The organism is Cupriavidus sp. 05T313 (genome assembly GCF_056396665.1).
In genome coordinates, this window is sequence record NZ_JBFTLX010000019.1 from 44,810 (window position 1) to 65,187 (window position 20,378).

A 20,378-nucleotide genomic window follows, 5' to 3' on the forward strand; every position below is an offset into this window, starting at 1 on the left:
CGCCAAGGAGATCCAGAATATGCAACGCCTGACCCGCGATCAGATGGCCGCCCGCGTGGCCAAAGACATTCCCGACGGTGCCGTGGTCAATCTCGGCATCGGCCTGCCCACCCTGGTTGGCAATCACCTGCCGGCCGACCGTGAAATCCTGCTGCACAGCGAGAACGGCCTGCTCGGCATGGGCAAGGCACCGCCCGCCGGCGAGGAAGACGGCGACCTGATCAACGCCGGCAAGCAGCCTGTCACGATCAAGCCGGGCGGCTCGTATTTCCACCACGCCGATTCGTTCGCCATGATGCGCGGCGGCCACCTCGACTTCTGCGTGCTCGGCGCCTTCCAGGTGTCGGTGAAGGGCGACCTGGCCAACTGGCATACCGGCGCGCCCGGCGCGATCCCGGCCGTGGGCGGCGCCATGGACCTGGCCATCGGTGCCAAGGAAGTGTTCGTGATGATGGAGCACCAGACCAAGCAGGGCGAGAGCAAGATCGTGGCGGAATGCACGTATCCGCTGACTGGCATGACCTGCGTCACGCGCATCTATACCGACCTGGCTACCATCGATGTCACGCCCGACGGGCTGGTGGCGCGCGACCTGGTCGAAGGCTTGTCCTTCGACGAACTGCAACGCCTGACCGGCGTGCCGCTCAAGCAGGGCGCTTCTGCCTGAGTGCCGGCCTGACCGGCGGGGCCACCCCCGGCGAGCAGCCTTCCAAGCTTCACGCTTTCACGTACAAGCAAGAGAGAGACAACCATGACCGAAGCCTTTATCTGCGACGCCATCCGCACCCCCATCGGCCGCTACGGCGGCAGCCTGTCCGGCGTTCGCCCGGACGACCTGGGCGCGGTGCCGCTCAAGGCCCTGATGGCACGCAACCCGAACCTGGACTGGTCCGCCATTGACGACGTGATCTACGGCAACGCCAACCAGGCCGGCGAAGACAACCGCAACGTGGCGCGCATGTCGCTGCTGTTGGCAGGCCTGCCGCAAAGCGTGCCGGGCGCCACCATCAACCGCCTGTGCGGCTCGGGCATGGACGCTACCGGCACCGCCGCGCGCGCGATCAAGGCCGGCGAAGCCGGCCTGATGCTGGCCGGCGGCGTGGAAAGCATGAGCCGTGCGCCGTTCGTGATGGGCAAGGCCACCAGCGCCTTCTCGCGCGATGCGCAGATTTTCGACACCACCATCGGCTGGCGCTTCATCAACCCGGCCATGCGCGCGGCCTACGGCGTGGACTCGATGCCCGAGACCGCCGAGAACGTCGCCACCGATTACAAGATCAGCCGCGAAGACCAGGACCTGATGGCGCTGCGCAGCCAGGAAAAGGCATCGCGCGCCCAGGCCGACGGCACGCTGGCGCAGGAAATCACCGCGGTGACGATCGCCCAGAAGAAGGGCGATCCGCTGGTGGTGGAGCGCGACGAACACCCGCGCGCCACCAGCATGGAAGCGCTGGGCAAGCTGCGCGGCGTGGTTCGCGCCGACGGCACGGTCACGGCTGGCAATGCCTCGGGCGTGAACGACGGCGCCTGCGCCATCCTGCTCGCCAGCGAAGCCGCGGCCCGCCAGCACGGCCTGACGCCCAAGGCCCGCATCGTCGGCATGGCMACCGCYGGCGTKGCGCCGCGCGTGATGGGCATCGGCCCGGCGCCGGCTTCGCAAAAGCTGCTCAAGCAACTCGGCATGACCATCGACCAGATGGACGTGATCGAGCTGAACGAAGCGTTTGCCGCGCAAGGCCTGGCCGTGCTGCGCGAACTCGGCGTGGCCGACGACGACGCTCGCGTCAACCCGAATGGCGGTGCCATTGCGCTGGGCCACCCGCTCGGCATGAGCGGCGCCCGCCTGGTTACCACCGCCATGTACCAGTTGCACCGTACAGGCGGCCGCTACGCGCTTTGCACGATGTGCATCGGCGTGGGCCAGGGCATCGCCATGGTGATCGAGCGCGTCTGATCGCAGCGGGTGTGGTTTCGGCGCCCGCGGGTTTCGGCCCGCGGGCGCCGTCTGCTAAAGAATGCCGCATCGCCGCCGTTAGTACCCGGTGGATGCGCAGGCTTTGAAGTTTCCCAACGCAAAGAAGCAGTGCGACTGGGCCGACTGGCTCGCCGGCTCTGGTCGCATCCCTTTCCAGCATGACCCGGCGCAGTTGTGGCCGGTCGGAGTACAAGATGTCCCTTCCCGTTGCCACGCTCGTTACCGGCGCCAGTTCCGGTATCGGCCGTGCCATCAGCGAAATGCTGCTGGCCGATGGCGTGACGCAGGTGGTCAATGTCGACTATGTCGCGCCCGCCTGGTCCCATCCCAATATGACGTTTTTTCAGGCCGACCTGACCGATGCCGCCGCGACCCGCGCCGTGGCCGAGCAGGTGACCTCGCGCTTTGCCGTCACCCGGCTGGTGAACAATGCGGGCGCCACCCGCCCCGGTACCGCCGACACCGCGCGCGTGGAAGACCTGGACTATGTCGTGGGCCTGCACCTGCAAGCCACCCTGCTGCTGACCCAGGCCTGCCTGCCCGCGATGYGCGCGGCGGGCTTCGGCCGTATTGTGAACATGGCCTCGCGCGCGGCGCTGGGCAAGCCGGAGCGCGTGGTGTATTCCGCCACCAAGGCCGGCCTGATCGGCATGACCCGCACGCTGGCGATGGAGCTGGGCGGCGACGGCATCACGGTCAACGCCGTGGCGCCCGGCCCGATCGCCACCGACCTGTTCCGCAAGAGCAACCCCGAAGGCAGCGAGCAGACCAAGCGCATCCTCGCCAGCATCGCGGTCAAGCGCATGGGCACGCCGGAAGACGTGGCGCGCGCCTCGATGTTTTTCCTGTCGCCGGAGAACGGTTTCGTGACCGGCCAGGTGCTCTACGTTTGCGGCGGCACCACGCTCGGCGTCGCACCCGTGTAGTAGTCCCTGGGCGTGACCGGGGCAATCGCGCCACGTTATCACGCCACAGCATTTAGTCAGTAAAAACTAAAAAGATGACCCGCGCCACAAGTGCGGGCTTACAGCGATCTATCCTGGAGTAAACATGAAATCCGATTCCCAAGCCCGCACCCTGCACAACAGCGCGCGCCGTCGCCTGCTGGCCGCCGGCGTGGCACTGGCCGCAACCGTTGGCGGCATGACCGGTGCAGCCTACGCCCAAGGTACCTACCCGACCAAGCCGATCACGATGATCGTGCCGTTCTCGGCCGGCGGCACCACCGACATCCTGGCGCGCATCGTCGGCCTGCAACTGGGCAAGGTGCTTGGCCAGCCGGTGGTGATCGACAACCGCCCGGGTGCTGGCGGCAATATCGGTGCATCGATCGCGGCCAAGGCGCCGGGCGATGGATACACGCTGTTCATGGGCACCATCGGTACCCATGCGATCAACCAGTCGCTGTACTCCAAGCTGCCGTACGATCCGGTCAAGGATTTCGCGCCGATCTCGCGCGTGGCGATGGTGCCGAACATCGTGGTGGTGAACCCCAAGGTGCCTGTCAACAACGTCAAGGAACTGATCGCCTATGTGAAGGCCAACCCGGACAAGCTGTCGTACGGTTCGTCGGGCAGCGGTTCGTCGATGCACCTGTCGGGCGAGTTGTTCAACTCGATGACCGGCCTGCATATCCAGCACATCCCCTACAAGGGCAGCGCACCGGCGGTGARCGACCTGCTGGGCAACCAGATCGGCCTGATGTTCGACAACATGCCGTCGTCGTATCCGCACGTGAAGGCCGGCAAGCTGCGTGCCATCGCCGTAACTTCGGCCAAGCGCTCGCCCGCGCTGCCGAACGTGCCGACCGTGGCGGAATCCGGCGTGCCGGGTTATGAAGCTACCTCCTGGTTCGCGCTGTACGCCACCGGCGGCACGCCGCAGCCGATCATCGATCGCCTGAACGCGGAAGTGGTGAAGATCCTGGCCATGCCGGAAGTGAAGAAGCAGATGGCCGACCAGGGTGCCGAGCCTCGTCCGGAAAAGCCGGCTGAACTGGCCGCGTTCATGAAGTCGGAAACCGCCAAGTGGGCCAAGGTGGTGAAGGCTTCGGGCGCCACGGTGGACTGATCGGTTCCTGATCGCCAGCCCGGCCCGGACGCAATGCCCGGCCTGCCGGCAGCCACGAGCCGGCCCTTCGGGGCCGGCTTCTTTACGTCCATGGCACAGAAAAAAGCCCGCGATTTCTCGCGGGCTTAATCCTGGCCCGCTCGAACAGGGCAGGAGGAGACAAGGGAGGAAACGACGGAAAGACGCGGCCGGCGCGGATCAGGCCAGGCTGTACTTCACGACCTGCTCTTCGACACCGACAAAGCGCACCAGCTGGCGCAGGCCGCTCGCGTACTCCTTGATATGGTGCCCTTCCGGCGTGTCCGGCAGGCGGTAATACACCGGCATGGTTGCCGCCGGTGCCGCTTGCCAAACTACAGGAGGGCCATCCGTTTCCCACTGGACATCCCGGTCTTCGGCGAAATCTGTTTGTCCTTGCATGGACCACTCCTGGTGAATGACGGGCATGCGCTGCGCCGCGGCCGAGAACCGGCGACAGGCATGCGAAATGACTATGTCTGCAAATGTATTGCAGACAGCGGCAAAATGCCATTCAGCATTTTTAATATCTGGATCTGGTCTGTCGCTTATTTGTCATATTTCCCGCAATTAACCGCCAGAAACCGCGCGCATCGATGGCGGCGGCCCTCTCCGGGGCCGCGGGGCTGGCAGTGCGGACGGCGGCGACCCGGGACGGTCGCGCCGTGCGCGGTTTTGCACTTCCTTTGCGCTACCATAGGCGCTTGCCATCAAAGCCACGCCGGGAGGGAAGACTTCACTGCCTGGCGACGGGCTCTCACGTTACCCTTCCCGCATGTCCGTTCAGCACGCACTCCTGACTTCCTTATTGGAAAGACCGTCTTCCGGCTACGAGCTGGCGCGGCGCTTCGACCGTTCAATCGGTTATTTCTGGCATGCCACGCACCAGCAGATCTATCGGGAACTGGGCCGCATGGCCGAACATGGCTGGATTGCCGAGGAAGAGGGCGAGGGCGAGAGCGATGCGCGCAATCGCAAGAAGGTTTATTTCGTGCTGCCGCCGGGGCGCGACGAGCTTGCGCGCTGGGTGCTTGCGCCTACCGCCGGGTTGGACCTGCGCGACGAGATCCTGGTGAAGTTGCGGGCGGATGCCGTCGTGGGTCCGCTAGGGTTGAGGCCGGAGATGCAGCGCCTGATCGGACTGCACCAGGAGCGGCTCGACACCTACCGCCAGATAGAGAGGCGTGATTTCTCCGCCGCGCAGCCCACGCGCGCGCAGCAACTGCAACATGCACTGCTGAAGCGGGGTATCCGCTATGAGGAAGATTGGGTGTCCTGGGCGGAGGAGCTATTGCCGCTGCTGGATAAGCAGGACGATCCGGCTTGAGGCGCTGGCCGCCATTGGCGCCGAGATAAGGTCCCCCCTCCAAAGGCGCGGGGGAAAGGGCAATCCGCCGCCGAATGCGACGGACTGCCCGCGACGACGTAATCAGGCCAGGTCGGCTGCCGTGGCGCCGCTGGTGTGCGCCGTTTGCGGGGCAAGGCCCAGCCGGCGGCGTGCCAGCGCATATTCCTCGGCGAAGCGGCGCACCAGGTCGGCTGCCGGCACCACGCGCTTGATGGCGCCCACGCCCTGCCCGGCGCCCCAGATGTCCTTCCACGCCTTGACGCTGCCCGAGCCGAAATTCATCTTGGACGGGTCCGATTCCGGCAGCGCTGCCGGGTCGAGCCCGGCGTTGACGATACTCTGGCGCAGGTAGTTGCCGTGCACGCCGGTGAAGAGGTTCGAGTAGACGATGTCCGACGCGTTGCTATCGACGATCATCTGCTTGTAGGCGGCCTGYGCGTTGGCTTCCTCGGTGGCGATAAATGCCGAACCCACGTAGGCCAGGTCGGCGCCCGCGGCCAGCGCCGCCAGGATGCCGTCGCCGCTGGCGATGGCGCCCGACAGCAGCAGCGGGCCGTCGAACCACTCGCGGATTTCATGCAGCAGCGCAAACGGCGACAGGACGCCGGCATGGCCGCCCGCACCCGTGGCGACCGCGATCAGGCCGTCGGCGCCTTTCTCGATGGCCTTGCGCGCGAAGGTGTTGTTGATGATGTCGTGCAGCACGATGCCGCCATACGAGTGCACCGCGTCGTTGACCTCGGTGCGCGCGCCCAGCGAAGTGATGACGATGGGCACCTTGTAGCGCACGCACAGTTCCAGGTCGTGATCGAGCCGGTCGTTCGACTTGTGCACGATCTGGTTGACCGCGAATGGCGCGGCCGGACGATCTGGATGCTTGGCGTCGTGTTCGGCCAGTTCGGTGGTGATGCGGTCCAGCCAGTCGTTGAGCACCGGGCCCGGACGCGCGTTTAGCGCGGGGAAGGAGCCGACCACGCCGGCCTTGCATTGGGCGATCACCAGGTCGGGGTTGGAGATGATGAACAGTGGCGAGCAGACTACCGGCAGCGAAAGACGGTCCTGCAGGATGGCGGGAAGAGACATAGCGTTCTTTTGCGAAGTTGAAACGGTGAGTGGAAGATGCCGGTATCAGGCGCTGGCGCCCTGCAGTACGGACTTCTGGCTGGCAAGCCGCGCGCCCATGGCGGCGGCAAGCGCGTCCAGGCCGCTCTTGGGACGGACCATGACCTCGAAGTCGTCGATCTTGCCGGCGTCGTTGAAGCGGATCATGTCGATGGCCTTGACGGACCTGCCGTCGACTGTCGCACTGAACTCCAGCACCACGCTGCGCCCGTCGTCGCTGACAAAAGTGCGGTGATAGCGGAAGTCCTGGAATACCTGGTTGACCGATTCCAGCACCATGCGCAGGGCGATGCGCCCCGGGTACGGTGTGTGGGCGACGGGCGAGTGGAATACCACCTCATCGGCCACGATGCTGTCCAGGTCGGCCATGGAATGGGTGGCGATCATGCGGTGCCAGATTGCCAGCGAGGCCTGCGCCGCCGCTGACAAGGTTGCTTGGGTCACGGTGTCTCCTCCGGAGTGGGCCGAGGGCGCGGAAATCGCCCGTTCCGGCGCGCTGGGCTGCATCGTTCCGCTTGCCCGGTGGGCGCCGCGGCGACGGCAGCTTACACATCGCTATGCAACCAGTTGCATAGCGATGTGTAGAAAGGTAGCAGCACGCGACGGCAATTGCAATGTTTTGGCGTTTATATGCCTCATGAGGCTTTTTTTTTGGCCGAAGGGAGGGGCCGCAGGCCTCGGTCTTTTGTGGCGGCTTGTCTACAATACGGGCATTGCCGCAAAACAGCGCAGGAGCGCGAGTGAGTACTGACATGAGCGCCAAAGTAGGGCCGTCCGGGGCCCTTTTCGATGCGGATCTCGAAGCCTGGCGGACCCAACCCGAGCGGGCTTTCGACGGCTGGCTGGTCAGCCACGGCTTTCGCCATGGCACCGCCGTGGTCTATCGCGCGATGTGGGGCAAGCTTTTGCGGTGGTCGGGGGAGCGCGGGGTGGCACCGCTGGCATGGTCGGCGGAGCAGATCGGAGCCTTCCTCGACGAGCAGGACTTGCACAAGCACCACCGCTATCGTTATGCACGATTGATCGAGCGCGTCTTTCACCATCTGTCGCTGCTGCAGGACGGCCTGCACAATCCTGCGAGCCAGGCCGTACGCGCCCACCTTGCCGAAGGCGAGAACGATCCCACCGCCTTCTTGCTGCCTGCCGAGCGAGAAGCCTTGATTGCCCGGGTGCTGGCGCCGGCGGCCCGGTCGCCGGGCCAGGATGCCGCCGCGCTGTCGCCGACCCAATGGAAGCGCGCGCGCGACACCGCGCTGGTCGCGGTGTTGCTGGGCGCCGGCCTGAAGGTGGGGGAAGCGCGTGGCCTGGGCACCGGTAGCATCGCGGAGGATGCCGCCAGGCTGCGCCTGGTCCGGGCCGACAACGGCCGCGCCTACGAGGCACCGGTCTTTGCCTTCGCGCGGCCGGCATTGCTGGCCTGGCTGGAGATCCGCGGCACGAGTGGCACATTGGGCAACCTGGTCTTTCCCGCCATGCCGAGCGGGCGGCACTTGCATGCCGCTTCGCTGTACCGCCGGGTGGAGATCCTGCTGGATGAAGCCGGCGTGCTGGCGGGCCGCAGTGAACGGGCGTCTCCGCAGACGCTGCGCAATACTTGCGGCGCGCTGCACTTCGAGGGCGGCGCCGGCCCGGCTGAAGTGGCGCAGTGCCTTGGCATGCGGGACCTGGAGTCCGGCTGGCGCCTGCGTGCCGCTTTCGAGGCCTGGCAGGCGCGCGCAGGCCTGGCGGCAGGACGGAATTCGGCCGGTGACGCCGGCACGACAGATGCGTCCTGCTATGCTTAGTCGCCATTAGTCGTCGTTCGGCCCAATGCGGGTGGCGCTAACCTGGAGCCGTTGCCAGCCGCCGATGGCAGCCTCGTGCCAGGGGATGCTGAAACAGGCGCTTCGCCAGATGTACCAGGCGCGCTGTCGCGGTGCCCGCTCAGTCTCTTTTCACAACCTATTGATGAATCGCTATGTCTGAAACTTTGCTGCTCACGGGAGCCACCGGTTATATCGCATCGCACACCTGGGTCGCCTTGCTCGAGGCCGGCTATCACGTGATTGGCCTGGATAATCTCTGCAACAGCAATCGCGCCGTGGTCGAACGGCTTGCGCAGATTACCGGCCAGCGTCCGCATTTTGTCGAGGGCGATGTCCGGGACCGCGCTTTGCTGGACCGTTTGTTTGCCGAACACCGGATCTCCGGGGCGATTCATTTCGCGGCGCTCAAGGCGGTGGGCGAATCGGTCAGCAAACCGCTGGATTATTACGACAATAATCTCAATGGCTTGCTTGCCCTGTGCTCGGCGATGAACGCTGCTGGTGTCAAGCAACTGGTGTTCAGCTCCTCCGCCACGGTATATGGCAATCCGCATTCGGTGCCGATCCTTGAGGACTTTCCCCTCTCGGCCACCAATCCGTACGGCCAGACCAAGCTGATGAGCGAGCAGATCCTGCGTGACCTGGAACGGTCCGATCCCGACTGGCGGATTGCGTACCTGCGCTATTTCAATCCGGTGGGCGCGCACGAAAGCGGCCTGATCGGCGAAGACCCCGGCGGCGTGCCGAACAACCTGATGCCTTATGTAGCGCAGGTCGCCGGCGGGCGCCGCGAGAAGTTGATGGTGCACGGCGGTGACTACCCCACGGTCGACGGCACAGGTGTGCGCGATTACATCCACGTCTGCGATCTTGCGGCCGGCCATCTTGCGGCCCTGGTCTACCTGCGCGACAAGCAGCAATGCCTGACGGTCAATCTCGGCACGGGCCGGGGCTACAGCGTGCTGGAGGTCGTCGCGGCCTACCAGCGCGCCAGCGGCCGCCCGGTACCCTACGAAATAGGGGCTCGCCGCCCCGGCGATATCGCCTCTTGCTATGCCGATCCCGCACTGGCGCACACGCTGATCGGATGGCGCGCGCAGCACGATATCGATCGCATGTGCGAGGATTCGTGGCGCTGGCAGTCGATGAACCCGCTGGGGTTTGCCGGCTGAGTGGCGTGGCCGGGCAGGCGGGGTGCGTACCCGTTTCTGCGTGCCCGGCTTTGTGGGCGCTCTGTGGACACGGCGAGGACCGGGCAGTGAAAATGAGAACGGCCGGGCAAGTGCCCGGCCGTTCTCAGGAGCGCAGCGGGTGCTCGGCCGCGATGCCCGTTGCCGGCGCCCGGTTTCAGCGAATCAGGAAGTCATCGATATTCTTGCCGGCGGCCAGGGCCTGGGTCAGCCAGCCAGGACGCTTGCCGCGGCCGGTCCAGGTATTGCCCGCGCCGTCGCGATAGCGCACCGGTACCTTGCGAGTTGCCTTCTTGCCGGCGGCAGGCTTGGCGCCGAAACCCAGATCGTCCGCGGTCAGGCCATATTGGTCGATTTTCTGGCGAATATCGGCGATGACGGAAGCCTGCTCGCGAGCCTTGATTTCCTCGGCCTGCTTTTGCAGTTCACTGATTTTCTGAACAATTTCCTGATAAGTCGCCATTGCGAGCCTCGATTTACTGGGTGAGCATGATGATTCGGATGAATTATAACGGCACCAAGCGATCCTGCAAACGCTTTTAAACCGCGATGGAGAGAATTCTGATAAATCGGCGGTATGATCTAATTAATGAACTTCCGTGCAGACCACGGGTCAGCGGCAGTTTCGCATTTGCCGACAGAGCGGCTGCTTTCGAATGTTCGAGAAAACGGCGTGCCGACACCACCCCGCCGTTTTGCAATCCGGACTGCGTAATAACCCTGCCCGCCGTAATGGCGCGCAGCGGGAAGTGATTTTGGTGCAACAATGCCGATCCCTTCGCAAAACGACCAAACCTGCTTTCGCCTCAAACATGTCTTTCGATTCGATTAACGCCGGCGCCGCGGGCAGGCTCGTCCCGGTCGAACTGGCGAAAGCCTATCGCCTGTTGAATCACGGGCCGGTTACGCTGGTGACCAGCGCCCACGCTGGCCGGCGTAATGTCATGGCGGCGTCCTGGGCGATGCCGCTGGATTTCCAGCCGCCCAAGGTCGCGGTCGTGATCGATTCCCGCACCCTCACCCGCGAACTGGTCGAAGCGTCCGGCGAGTTCGCATTGAACATCCCCGCCCGCGCGCAGGCCGCCGCCACGCYGGAATCCGGCTCGCGTTCCGGCCGCGAGCAGGATAAGTTTGCCGCCGCGGGCCTGGCCACCTTTGCGGCGAAAGAGATTGCCGCACCGCTGGTTGCCGGCTGCCTTGGCTGGCTGGAATGCCGGGTAATCCCCGAGCCGGCCAACGCCGCGCGCCACGATCTGTTTATTGCCGAAGTGGTGGCTGCGTGGGCAGATTCCGCCGCTTTTTCGAATGGCAGATGGCATTTTCCGGATCGGGAGTGTCGTTCGATGCACTACCTTGCCGGCGGCGCATTTTTTGCCACCGGGGAGGCTTTCCAGGTGGAGCCGGGGGCCACCGAATGAGCGCAGCGCAGGGACACGGCCCCAATTGGCGACGCAGGGTAGGAGAGGGGACGCTGCCGGCGTGGCGGGCACGGCACCTCGCTCAAGGAATCACGCGACCACGCCGTTATCTGCCCTGAGCGGGTCGCTGGGGTGTCGATTCGCCGGGCCGGGGCCGGAGGAGGTCCTGTGCATTCCTTACCGTATCGGGTGCTTCATGTCTTTCCATAACAATATCCAGATCAAAACCTTGTTGCGCGGCGCAATGGCAATGTTGTCGCTTCTGCTGATTCTGGTTGGCGGTGCGGGCCTTTATGGCATGTCGCACAGCAACGACGCGCTCCAGGAAACTTATGGCAACCAGCTTGCGTCGGCGCAGGCGCTCAGTGAAACCATGCTCGGCACGACGCGCATGCGCCTGGCGCTGGACCGCGGCGTGATGCCTGGCGATGGTGACGATGGCAAAGCGGCGGTAGACCGCTCCATGGTGTTCGTCGACAGCGCCGAGACAGCCTGGAAGCGATACATGGCGCTGCCGCAGGACGCCGAGGAAAAGGCGCTCGCCGCGGAATTTGGCCGCAAGCGCCAGGAATTCATGGAGAAGGGCATCCTGCCTCTGCAGAAAGCGCTGATCGAGAACAACGCGGACGGGGCGCTTGCGATTGCCAAGAAGGCGCTGCCCGACTTGCAGCGCAGCCTGGCTACCGCCTATGAAGCCCTGCAGGCTTTCCAGATCCGTACCGGCGAAGCCAACTACAACGTCTCGCAAGACCGCTTCGGGCAGGTGCGCGCGCTGTCCTTCGCGCTGATCGCCCTTGGCTTGCTGGTCGCCGTATTGTGTGCCGTGACGCTGCACCGGGCTATCGTGCGGCCGGTGGAGGAGGCCCTGGGGGTGTTCGAGCGTATCGCCGCCGGCGACCTGACCGCGCGCATTACCAATGTGTCGCGCAACGAGGTGGGGCGCATGATGCAAGCGCTGGTGGCCATGCAGGAAAGCTTGTCGAACATCGTTGCCCAGGTGCGCGGCGGTACTGACTCGATTGCCTCGGCCACGCAACAGATCGCCACCGGCAACCTCGATCTGTCGCAACGTACCGAAGAGCAAGCCTCTTCGCTGGAGCAGACCGCGGCCAGCATGGAAGAACTGACATCGGCAGTGCGCCAGAATTCCGATAACGCGCGCCAGGCTGGTGTGCTGGCCAGCGATGCCTCGGAGATCGCGCTCAAGGGCGGCGACGTGGTAGGCCGTGTTGTCGACACCATGAACGAGATCAATGGCTCGTCGCGCAAGGTAGTGGAAATCATCGGCGTGATCGAGGGCATTGCCTTCCAGACCAATATCCTCGCGCTGAACGCCGCGGTGGAGGCGGCCCGGGCGGGCGAGCAGGGCCGCGGCTTCGCGGTGGTTGCCGGCGAGGTGCGCACCCTGGCGCAACGCTCCGCCGCCGCCGCCAAGGAAATCGAGGCTCTTATCAGCGAATCCGGCCAGCGCGTCGAAAGCGGCACCAGGCTGGTCGCCGAGGCTGGCCAGACCATGGGCGAGATCGTCAATGCGGTCAAGCGCGTCACCGACATCATGAACGAGATCAGCGCGGCCACCCAGGAGCAGACCAGCGGCATCGAGCAGGTCAACCAGGCGGTCACGCAGATGGACCAGGTCACCCAGCAGAATGCCGCGCTGGTGGAAGAAGCCGCGGCGGCCGCGGGCGCGCTGGAAGAGCAGGCGCAGAAGCTCAATGGCGTCGTGTCCGTGTTCCGGCTGTCAGGCAGCCATGCCGTGGCCACGCCGGCCCCGGTTACGCGCGTCGCGGCCACGGGCAAGGCCAAGGCTGTCGCGGCCATGCCGACGCGAGCCCGCCCGCCGGTCCAGCGCAAGGCACGTCCCGCGTCTCCGGCGGCCCCCGCACTGGCCGCAGCCGGTACCGGCGGCGACGACTGGAGCGCGTTCTGAGCCATGGCATACAGCTTGCCGCTGTTTTCATCCCCGGGGAAGCGCGCGTGATGCGATGATGCGGGTCTTGCGCCCGCATCGTACGGATCGTCGCGCCATCGCCCCCAATTTTTGCGCAGCTTCCTTACTGACATGAGTGCTAGCCTTCTGCTGCTCGCTGCCTTCTCCGGCCTCGCGGTCGGGTTGGGTATACGCGCAGCCAAGCCGGACCGGGAGCCGGCGGGCAGACCCAGCCGGGCGCTGCAATGGGCGGTCTTGCTGTTTTCACCCGCGTCCGTCGGACTGCCATTGTGGGTCGCGCTGGGTTCCGGCAGCCTGCGGGGCACGCGCGAGGTGTCGCAGGCCGCGGCCGTGCTCGCCATGACTGCCGGGCTCACGCTTGCCATCCCCTGGTTGCGCCGGCACATACCCCTGCTGCGCGGTACCGCCCTGGCGGTGACGCTGGCCGGCGCCGGGGTGGTGGTGGCCGCCGGCGCGCGTCTGAGCGCCCTGTGCGGCAATGCGCAGCGCCCGTCCGCGCTATGCGTGGAACCCGGCAACTTCATGCAGCCGGCCTGGCTGGCGGTGGCCGCGCTTCTTCTGGCGGCGCTCGGATACTTCGGCCTGCGCCGCGCCAACCCGCTCGCATGGCAACTGGCCAACCCGCCCGGCTTCGCCATCCCGGACACCAAGGCGCTGGACGATATTTTCGATAGCCAGTCGCCCGCCACGGGCGGGGGAACCACCCTGCCGGTACGTCGGCGCGGCCGCATCCCGGGCCGCCTGACCGTGCGCGCGACGGCGCGTGGACACGGTACGGTCGGGGAGTACAGCGTCAGCACCGATCTTCCCGACCGCACCGCCTTTGCGCGCTGGCTCGATCAGTCGATCGCGCAGGCGCGCTTGGCGGAGACCGGCTGTGCCGTGTTGTTGGTGCATATCGCCGACTTTCGCGAGGTAGACGAAGTCTTCGAGGTGCGCGCGGACGATATCCTGGCGCAGGATGCCGGGGCCCTGGCGCAGGCAGCGCTGGAGCCGCACGATTTCCTGGCACGCCTGGCGCGCGACGAGTTCGCAGTCGGCGTGCCCGAGATGATCCAGCACAACCGCGCCAATGAACTGGGCACGCGGTTGCTGAGCTCGYTCGCGGAGTTCGTGTCCACGCGCGGCCTGCAGATGCAGATCGGGGTGAATATCGGCATCGCCATCTACCCGCGCGACGCGCAAACGTCGGAAGCCTTGATGCAGGCGGCACGCGTGAGCCTGAGCGAAGCGCGCGAGAGCGGCTCCAACCAGGTGCGCGTATTCAATTCCGCCGCCGGCGAGCGCGCGCGGCGCATGCGGGTCATCCGTCGCGACCTCTGGCTGGCCATCCAGGACGACGGTCTCGCGCTGCAGTACCAGCCGAAGTTCGACGTGCGCCAGCGCACCGTGATCGGCGCCGAGGCGCTGTGCCGCTGGCGCCATCCGACGCTGGGGCAGGTCAATCCCGCCGAGTTCATCACGGTGGCGGAACAGTCGGGCCAGATCGACAAGCTGGACGACTGGGTGATCGCCACGGTGTGCCGGCAGATCCGGCAGTGGCAGGACGAGGGCATCCCGGTGGTGCCGGTGGCCATCAATGTCTCCGGACTGCGCTTTGCCAGCCGCGATTTCCCGCAATACCTGCTCGAGCAGATCCATCAGCACGACATTCCACCGTCGGCCGTCACGCTCGAGATCACCGAAACCGCGGCGATGAAGGATATCGCGCAGTCGCTGGAGACGCTGGCCGAGTTGCAAGCGCTTGGCATCCATGTCGCGCTGGACGATTTCGGCAGCGGCTATTCCAGCCTGGGGTATCTGAAACGGTTGCGCGTCGGGACACTGAAGATCGACCGTACTTTGATTGGCGGGCTGGATRCCGACCCGCAAGGCCGAGCCATCGTCGGGTCGATGGTGGCGCTGGCGCATGAGCTACGGATGCGGGTGGTGGCGGAAGGGGTGGAGTCGAATTCGCAGCTGGATATTCTGGCGGCGATGGGCTGCGACGAGGTGCAGGGGTATTTGTTGTCGCATCCCTTGGATCCGGGGGCGTTCGCGGAGTTGGTCTCGGGGGATTGAGGCGTGAGATGCCGCTCGGAAATCCAGCGACATCCGGCACTCGCCCGTTCACCGCCTGGGCGTATAAGGGTCAGGCAGCGCTCCGGCAGACGGAAACAACGCCAGCAAGCGGGTAAATCGCCCGCTTTCCGGCACCAGCAACGCAAACCGGGTCTCGCAATAGTGCCCCGTCAGCGCCCCCAGCCTGCGCAGCTGCTGGCTGCAATTCACCAGCGATGGCAATCCCCGCGGCAGGTAAATACTGGCCAGCAGCGCCTCGGGTTCGATGCGGGTACGTCCGTGGAAGCGCGCCAGCTGCATCAGCAGCTCATCCGCCATGCTGGCCTCGCTGGTGGTTTCCACGTGCAATGCCAGGCCGATTGCATCGCGGCTGGCCACCGCCTGTACATCCCGCCATGTCAGGGGCATGGGCCCATCCCCCAGCACCGGCGCGAACAACACCGAGGAAAGCAATTCGAGGGTGCGTGGCAGTCCCTCGGCGGTGGTCGGCACGATGGGCCCGCAGCCCGTCGTGGCATACGCCGGGCCATCGACGAGCAGGGTGACAACGAGGCGATCGGGGTGCCGCAGCGCGCGCAGGCGTTGTGCCATGGCTGCGCTGATCTGCCGCTCCACGATGACCAGCTGCACATCGGCCGGCTGGCGCGGACGCCGCGATACCCAGTGCAGCCGTCCGCCGAAATCCGGCAGCGGCGCCAGCAATGCGTCCGGCGCGCCTTGGATGAGCACCATGAGCTTGTCGGTTTGACGCGATTCCGGGACTTCCCGTTTGCTCCACTGCGGGCCTGGCAAGTTCGACATGTTGACGTTCCGATAGTGTTGCAGTGCCACTGCCCCGGGTAGCGCAAACCGTCCACGGCCAGCAATGGGAGTGGGACGTTTTGCGCGGCGGCCGTAGTATGCCGACCCTCGGCGAGCGGATGCACCCCATAACCGGGGGGTAACAAATCTGCGCTTATCAGCGCAACCGTACTACGGTTTCGGCCAACGCTGCCGATATTCCCCGCAGGGGCGCGGTTCGCACCGCGCTGCGCGAGTGCCGCAGCAGCTTGCATCCGCGTGGTCCCTGGCATGGGAACGCACAGGGAAATCGCTCGGGTTTGCCCGCCGCCGCCGTCCCAGGCGAGAACGAATATCGGTCCACCGGGCCAGGACCTGGGCTTGTGGACTCACCATCGTGCTGTCAACGGAGCCGTTATGTCTTTGCCTCATATTCTAGTCGTCGACGATTCTCCCTCCTTGCGCCGCATGATCGGCGCCTGCCTGCGCGCCGGAGGTTACACCGTATCCGAGGCCGCCGATGGCGACGAGGCCCTGGCGCTGGCCATGGATACGTCGTTCGGCATGCTGGTGACCGACCAGGTCATGCCCGGCACGGACGGCCTGACCCTGATCCGCACGCTGCGCAAGACTCCGGCCTATGCCGCAATCCCGATGTTGATGCTGACCACCGAGGTCGACGGCCAGGTACGTGAGCAGGCCCGCGATGCCGGCGCCTCCGGCTTCCTCGCCAAGCCCTTCGATCCCGATCAGCTGATGGAAGCCGTCGGCGCGCTGCTGGACCCCTCGAAGGTAGGGTAAATGCCTTGCCATTGTTTCCCTTCAGGCACGCGGCCTACTGCCGTTAAGAGGTAAACGATATTCGTGCCTTGGCGCAGGCCGGGTCTCGGCAAGGCTGCCCGTTTTCGGGCCGGCCAGCCGTGGCTTTGGCTGCGCGCGATGGCCGGTCATGGCAGCGGGAGCCAGGAAAATGAAAAGCGGGAACAAGACAGAGGGCGCGGGAGAGGAATTCCTCGCGTTCAGGCTGGGCGGCGAGGAATACGGCGTCGACATCCTCAAGGTGCAGGAGATCCGTGGCTATGAGAATGTCACGCAGATCGCCAATGTACCGGCCTACCTCAAAGGCGTGGTCAACCTGCGCGGCATCATCGTGCCGATCATCGACCTGCGCATCAAGTTTCGCCAGGACACGGTCAACTATGACCAGTACACCGTGGTGATCATCGTCGACCTGCACGAGCGCATCACCGGCATCGTGGTCGACGGCGTGTCCGACGTGCTGACGCTGGCGCCGGGCCAGATCCGTCAGGCACCCCAGCTGTCCGGGGACACCGAATACATCCGCGGCATCGGCTCGGTCGAAGACCGCATGCTGATCCTTGTCGATATCGAGAAACTGCTAGACACCGAAGAGCTCGCAGCGCTTGAAGCAGCCGCGGCCGCTTGAAGCGGCTGCAAACAGACAGAGCCCGATCCACGCAGTCCTCCATCCATGCGAAATAACCAACCCGTTACCTCCCGAGAGCACAAGCTCTCCGCAGACGATTACCTGATTTCCCGGACTGACCTCAAAGGGCGCATTACGTTTGCCAATCGCGCCTTTATCGAGACTAGCGGCTTCGATGCAGAGGAATTGCTCGGCGCCGCGCACAACCTGGTGCGCCATCCGGATATGCCGCCGGAAGCATTCGCGGATCTGTGGAAGACGATCCAGGCTGGCCGCTCGTGGGTCGGTATCGTCAAGAACCGGCGCAAGAACGGGGACTTCTATTGGGTCACCGCCACGGTGACGCCTACGGTCGTCGACGGCCAACTGGTGGGCTACACCTCCGTGCGCTCGATGCCGCAGCGAGAGCAGGTGGAGGCGGCCAGCGCGGCATATGCGCGCCTGCGCGAGGGCAAGGGCCATGGGCTCGCGGTGCGCGATGGCGCTGTGGTACGGCGCGGCCTGGCGGGATTGCCGGGGCGCCTCACCAAGACCACGTTGAAGCGGCGCATCCTGATGTCGCAAGTGGCGGGCCTGGTGTGGTTCCTGGCTGCGTTGGCCGCTTTTGAAGCGCTGGCAGACGGCGAGGCAGCGGGTTCGCTGCGGCCCTGGCTGTGGGGTGGCTTCGCGCTGGCGTTGGTGTCCTCGTTCGTCGCCGGCACCTTGCTGCTGGCGCGCGTGAACCGGCCGGTGCAGGACATGCTCGATTTCGCGCTGCGCATGGGGGCCGGCGACCTCACCACGCGCCTGGATTACCGCGCGAGCGACGAGGTCGGTGCGCTGGCGCGCGCCATGCGCACCATGCAGCGCAGCTTGCTGTCGGTGGTTGGCGAGATTCAGGAGGGCATGTCGAGCATCTCCACGGCGACCCGCCAGGTTGCCGCGGGCAACAGCGACTTGTCGCAACGTACCGAGCAGCAGGCCGCGTCGCTGGAAGAAACCGCATCGAGCATGGAAGAGCTGACCAGCACGGTGCGCCAGAACGCGGACAACGCGCGGCAGGCCAGCGGCCTGGCGGCGAACGCATCGGAGATTGCCGTCAGGGGCGGCGAAGTGGTCGGCCGCGTGGTGCAGACCATGGACGACATCAATGGGGCATCGAAGAAGATCGTCGACATTATCGGCGTGATCGAAGGCATTGCATTCCAGACCAATATCCTGGCGCTGAATGCGGCGGTGGAAGCCGCGCGCGCTGGCGAACAGGGTCGGGGCTTTGCCGTGGTGGCGGGCGAAGTGCGTGGCCTGGCGCAGCGCAGCGCGAACGCGGCCAAGGAAATCAAGGGCCTGATCGGCGATACGGTGGCGCGCGTGGACAACGGCTCGGCACTGGTGGGCCAGGCCGGGCAGACCATGGGCGAGATCGTGCAGGCGGTCAAGMGCGTGACAGACATCATGGGCGAGATCAGCGCGGCATCGGCCGAGCARAGTTCGGGCATCGAGCAGGTGAACMAGGCSGTRGCCCAGATGGACGAGGTGACGCAGCAGAACGCGGCRCTGGTGGAGCAGGCCGCCGCCGCCGCCGGTTCGCTGGAAGACCAGGCCACGCGCTTGCGCGATGCGGTGGCCACCTTCCGCGTCACCATGCGGCCGGAAGCGCGCCCGGTGCGGGTGGGCCAGGGCAGCGCCCAGCGGCTTGCGCAAGCCTGACGCGGCCAGGTATCCGGCCAAGGCAACAAGTTGAAACAGTCAGTCTCAAGCACTGTTCCAGAAAAAAGGTAGCACCTGTCGTTCGCATTGCCGGCAATCCGCCGGCACGGGCAGACGGGGCACCCGGTCAAGTCATTCAGAAAAGAGAGGTGGTCTGCATGCAATGGTTCAATCAGCTGCGCGTCACGACCAAGCTGGTCGTTGGATTTCTGGTCGTGTCGCTTATCGGCGTGGTGATGGGTCTGCTGGGCGTCGTCAATATGGGGCGCATGGCTGACTGGACCGGCAAGATCTATAACGATGACTTGCAGGCCCTCAAGGCCGTGCAGTCCGGCAATATCAGCCTGCTCTATGGCAGCCGCGCGCAGATCGCCCTGCTGTCCGCATCGACCATGGGCGAGCGTGCCGCCGAGAAAGACCAGATCGAGAAATCGCTTGGCATGCTGGACGAGAGCATGAAGCGGGCGCGCCAGGCATTCACCCAGCCGGAAGGCCTGGCCCTGGTCAAGCAATACGATGCCTTGCTGCCGGCCTACCGCGAGCGGTTGGGCAAGTATGTGGCGCTGGTGGGCAAACAGCCGCTCGATACCTCGCAGTTCGAGAGCCAGGTCTTTAGCGAGAGCGCAGACCTGATCAAGGAGAGCCGCGCGCTCGAGGACTTGATGGCCAAGATGGTCAAGCGCCGCGACGACCGCGCGCTGGCCAATATGGAAGAAGCGCGCGGCGTCTACGAGGGGACGCGCCTTTGGATGCTGGGCCTGGTGCTGGGCGGCCTGGCCGTCTCCGTGCTGCTTGGCGCATTCCTCGCCCGCACGCTGTCGCGCCAGCTGGGTGGCGAACCGGCCTACGCCGTGGCCATCGCCTCGCGTATCGCCGAAGGCGATTTTTCCGCGGAAGTGAAACTGCGCAGCGGCGACAAGGACAGCCTGCTGCACGCCATGAAACAGATGCAGCAGCAACTGTCCACCATGGTGCGCGATTTCAAGGACTCGGCAGAGTCGATCGCCTCCGCTTCGCGCGAGATCGCCGCGGGCAACAGCGACCTGTCGCAGCGTACCGAGCAGCAGGCCGCGTCGCTGGAAGAAACCGCATCGAGCATGGAAGAGCTGACCAGCACGGTGCGCCAGAACGCGGACAACGCGCGGCAGGCCAGCGGCCTGGCGGCGAACGCATCGGAGACAGCCGTCAAGGGCGGCGAAGTGGTCGGCCGCGTGGTGCAGACCATGGACGACATCAATGGGGCATCGAAGAAGATCGTCGACATCATCGGCGTGATCGAAGGCATTGCATTCCAGACCAATATCCTGGCGCTGAATGCGGCGGTGGAAGCCGCGCGCGCTGGCGAGCAAGGCCGGGGCTTTGCAGTCGTGGCGGGCGAGGTGCGCAGCCTGGCGCAGCGCAGCGCGAACGCGGCCAAGGAAATCAAGGGCCTGATCGGCGATACGGTGGCGCGCGTGGACAACGGCTCGGCACTGGTGGGCCAGGCCGGGCAGACCATGGGCGAGAT

At 65.5% G+C, this 20,378-nt stretch carries 19 protein-coding genes; 14 read left to right on the top strand and 5 right to left on the bottom strand.

Translation table 11 applies throughout. The annotated features are described in order from the left end of the window. The first annotated feature begins 19 nt into the window (after positions 1-19). The 4 genes from AC1DKD_RS07245 to AC1DKD_RS07260 all read left to right on the top strand — a co-directional run bounded on the left by AC1DKD_RS07245 (position 20) and on the right by AC1DKD_RS07260 (position 4,045). Positions 20-667 (top strand): 3-oxoacid CoA-transferase subunit B, encoded by a 648-nt coding sequence (locus AC1DKD_RS07245; RefSeq protein ID WP_043357060.1) that lies wholly within the window; start codon positions 20-22, stop codon positions 665-667. An 84-nt stretch (positions 668-751) separates the two neighbouring features. Beyond that, positions 752-1,954 carry a 3-oxoadipyl-CoA thiolase gene (pcaF, locus tag AC1DKD_RS07250; protein WP_441635435.1) on the top strand — a complete coding sequence of 401 codons (1,203 nt, stop codon included), beginning with the start codon at positions 752-754 and terminating at the stop codon, positions 1,952-1,954. Positions 1,955-2,169: 215 nt separating this feature from the next. Then, entirely contained in the window at positions 2,170-2,901 is a 732-nt protein-coding gene (locus AC1DKD_RS07255; RefSeq protein WP_477143134.1) for an SDR family NAD(P)-dependent oxidoreductase, read from the top strand. Between the two features lie 124 nt (positions 2,902-3,025). Then, the gene (locus tag AC1DKD_RS07260) at positions 3,026-4,045 is read left to right on the top strand and encodes a Bug family tripartite tricarboxylate transporter substrate binding protein (RefSeq protein ID WP_477143135.1); all 1,020 of its coding nucleotides are present in this window, start codon (positions 3,026-3,028) and stop codon (positions 4,043-4,045) included. Between the two features lie 198 nt (positions 4,046-4,243). Here the strand turns inward: AC1DKD_RS07260 and AC1DKD_RS07265 are convergent, their stop codons facing one another. Continuing rightward, complete coding sequence (locus tag AC1DKD_RS07265) at positions 4,244-4,465, bottom strand: hypothetical protein (protein ID WP_441635432.1); 222 nt, start codon at positions 4,463-4,465, stop codon at positions 4,244-4,246. A gap of 373 nt (positions 4,466-4,838) precedes the next feature. Between AC1DKD_RS07265 and AC1DKD_RS07270 the strand changes: the two genes are divergently transcribed. Further along, a complete protein-coding gene (locus AC1DKD_RS07270; protein ID WP_441635430.1) occupies positions 4,839-5,390 on the top strand; it encodes a PadR family transcriptional regulator in 552 nt (183 codons plus the stop codon). Between the two features lie 102 nt (positions 5,391-5,492). Here the strand turns inward: AC1DKD_RS07270 and AC1DKD_RS07275 are convergent, their stop codons facing one another. Further along, entirely contained in the window at positions 5,493-6,494 is a 1,002-nt protein-coding gene (locus AC1DKD_RS07275) for an NAD(P)H-dependent flavin oxidoreductase (protein ID WP_441635428.1), read from the bottom strand. Positions 6,495-6,539: 45 nt separating this feature from the next. Further along, on the bottom strand, positions 6,540-6,920 hold the full coding sequence (locus AC1DKD_RS07280) for a nuclear transport factor 2 family protein (protein WP_441635444.1): 381 nt from the start codon (positions 6,918-6,920) through the stop codon (positions 6,540-6,542). A 365-nt stretch (positions 6,921-7,285) separates the two neighbouring features. Here AC1DKD_RS07280 and AC1DKD_RS07285 point away from each other — a divergent pair, with 365 nt between their 5' ends. Beyond that, positions 7,286-8,317 carry a tyrosine-type recombinase/integrase gene (locus AC1DKD_RS07285; RefSeq protein ID WP_441635426.1) on the top strand — a complete coding sequence of 344 codons (1,032 nt, stop codon included), beginning with the start codon at positions 7,286-7,288 and terminating at the stop codon, positions 8,315-8,317. A 173-nt stretch (positions 8,318-8,490) separates the two neighbouring features. After that, positions 8,491-9,510, top strand: a complete 1,020-nt coding sequence (galE, locus tag AC1DKD_RS07290) for a UDP-glucose 4-epimerase GalE (RefSeq protein ID WP_441635424.1) — start codon at positions 8,491-8,493, stop codon at positions 9,508-9,510. 175 nt (positions 9,511-9,685) lie between these two features. On the opposite strand, the gene AC1DKD_RS07295 is transcribed toward galE, so the two are convergent. Then, on the bottom strand, positions 9,686-9,991 hold the full coding sequence (locus AC1DKD_RS07295; protein WP_441635422.1) for an H-NS histone family protein: 306 nt from the start codon (positions 9,989-9,991) through the stop codon (positions 9,686-9,688). A 349-nt stretch (positions 9,992-10,340) separates the two neighbouring features. Between AC1DKD_RS07295 and AC1DKD_RS07300 the strand changes: the two genes are divergently transcribed. The 3 genes from AC1DKD_RS07300 (at position 10,341) to AC1DKD_RS07310 (ending at position 14,958) form a co-directional block, all read left to right on the top strand. Next, positions 10,341-10,946: a flavin reductase family protein gene (locus AC1DKD_RS07300; protein ID WP_477143140.1), complete on the top strand. Its 606-nt coding sequence runs from the start codon at positions 10,341-10,343 to the stop codon at positions 10,944-10,946. A gap of 196 nt (positions 10,947-11,142) precedes the next feature. Then, a complete protein-coding gene (locus tag AC1DKD_RS07305; protein ID WP_441635420.1) occupies positions 11,143-12,876 on the top strand; it encodes a methyl-accepting chemotaxis protein in 1,734 nt (577 codons plus the stop codon). A gap of 132 nt (positions 12,877-13,008) precedes the next feature. After that, on the top strand, positions 13,009-14,958 hold the full coding sequence (locus AC1DKD_RS07310) for a putative bifunctional diguanylate cyclase/phosphodiesterase (protein ID WP_477143136.1): 1,950 nt from the start codon (positions 13,009-13,011) through the stop codon (positions 14,956-14,958). Positions 14,959-15,006: 48 nt separating this feature from the next. Here the strand turns inward: AC1DKD_RS07310 and AC1DKD_RS07315 are convergent, their stop codons facing one another. After that, entirely contained in the window at positions 15,007-15,690 is a 684-nt protein-coding gene (locus AC1DKD_RS07315; RefSeq protein WP_441635416.1) for a hypothetical protein, read from the bottom strand. Between the two features lie 465 nt (positions 15,691-16,155). Here AC1DKD_RS07315 and AC1DKD_RS07320 point away from each other — a divergent pair, with 465 nt between their 5' ends. The 4 genes from AC1DKD_RS07320 to AC1DKD_RS07335 all read left to right on the top strand — a co-directional run. Next, positions 16,156-16,539 carry a response regulator gene (locus AC1DKD_RS07320; protein WP_441635414.1) on the top strand — a complete coding sequence of 128 codons (384 nt, stop codon included), beginning with the start codon at positions 16,156-16,158 and terminating at the stop codon, positions 16,537-16,539. A gap of 169 nt (positions 16,540-16,708) precedes the next feature. Continuing rightward, positions 16,709-17,185, top strand: a complete 477-nt coding sequence (locus AC1DKD_RS07325) for a chemotaxis protein CheW (RefSeq protein WP_441635412.1) — start codon at positions 16,709-16,711, stop codon at positions 17,183-17,185. Positions 17,186-17,230: 45 nt separating this feature from the next. Then, positions 17,231-18,871, top strand: coding sequence for a methyl-accepting chemotaxis protein (locus AC1DKD_RS07330; protein ID WP_477143137.1), 1,641 nt, complete (start codon positions 17,231-17,233; stop codon positions 18,869-18,871). 158 nt (positions 18,872-19,029) lie between these two features. Continuing rightward, a partial coding sequence (locus AC1DKD_RS07335) for a methyl-accepting chemotaxis protein (RefSeq protein ID WP_477143138.1) occupies positions 19,030-20,378 on the top strand: 1,349 nt, incomplete at its 3' end.

Coding starts and splice junctions, on each gene's coding strand:
- AC1DKD_RS07305 (WP_441635420.1), top strand. CDS start 11,143: ATGTCTTTCCATAACAATATCCAGATCAAAACCTTGTTGCGCGGCGCA.
- AC1DKD_RS07315 (WP_441635416.1), bottom strand. CDS start 15,690: ATGGTGCTCATCCAAGGCGCGCCGGACGCATTGCTGGCGCCGCTGCCG.
- AC1DKD_RS07270 (WP_441635430.1), top strand. CDS start 4,839: ATGTCCGTTCAGCACGCACTCCTGACTTCCTTATTGGAAAGACCGTCT.
- AC1DKD_RS07285 (WP_441635426.1), top strand. CDS start 7,286: ATGAGCGCCAAAGTAGGGCCGTCCGGGGCCCTTTTCGATGCGGATCTC.
- AC1DKD_RS07295 (WP_441635422.1), bottom strand. CDS start 9,991: ATGGCGACTTATCAGGAAATTGTTCAGAAAATCAGTGAACTGCAAAAG.
- AC1DKD_RS07265 (WP_441635432.1), bottom strand. CDS start 4,465: ATGCAAGGACAAACAGATTTCGCCGAAGACCGGGATGTCCAGTGGGAA.
- AC1DKD_RS07325 (WP_441635412.1), top strand. CDS start 16,709: ATGAAAAGCGGGAACAAGACAGAGGGCGCGGGAGAGGAATTCCTCGCG.
- AC1DKD_RS07280 (WP_441635444.1), bottom strand. CDS start 6,920: ATGATCGCCACCCATTCCATGGCCGACCTGGACAGCATCGTGGCCGAT.
- galE (WP_441635424.1), top strand. CDS start 8,491: ATGTCTGAAACTTTGCTGCTCACGGGAGCCACCGGTTATATCGCATCG.
- AC1DKD_RS07245 (WP_043357060.1), top strand. CDS start 20: ATGCAACGCCTGACCCGCGATCAGATGGCCGCCCGCGTGGCCAAAGAC.
- AC1DKD_RS07320 (WP_441635414.1), top strand. CDS start 16,156: ATGTCTTTGCCTCATATTCTAGTCGTCGACGATTCTCCCTCCTTGCGC.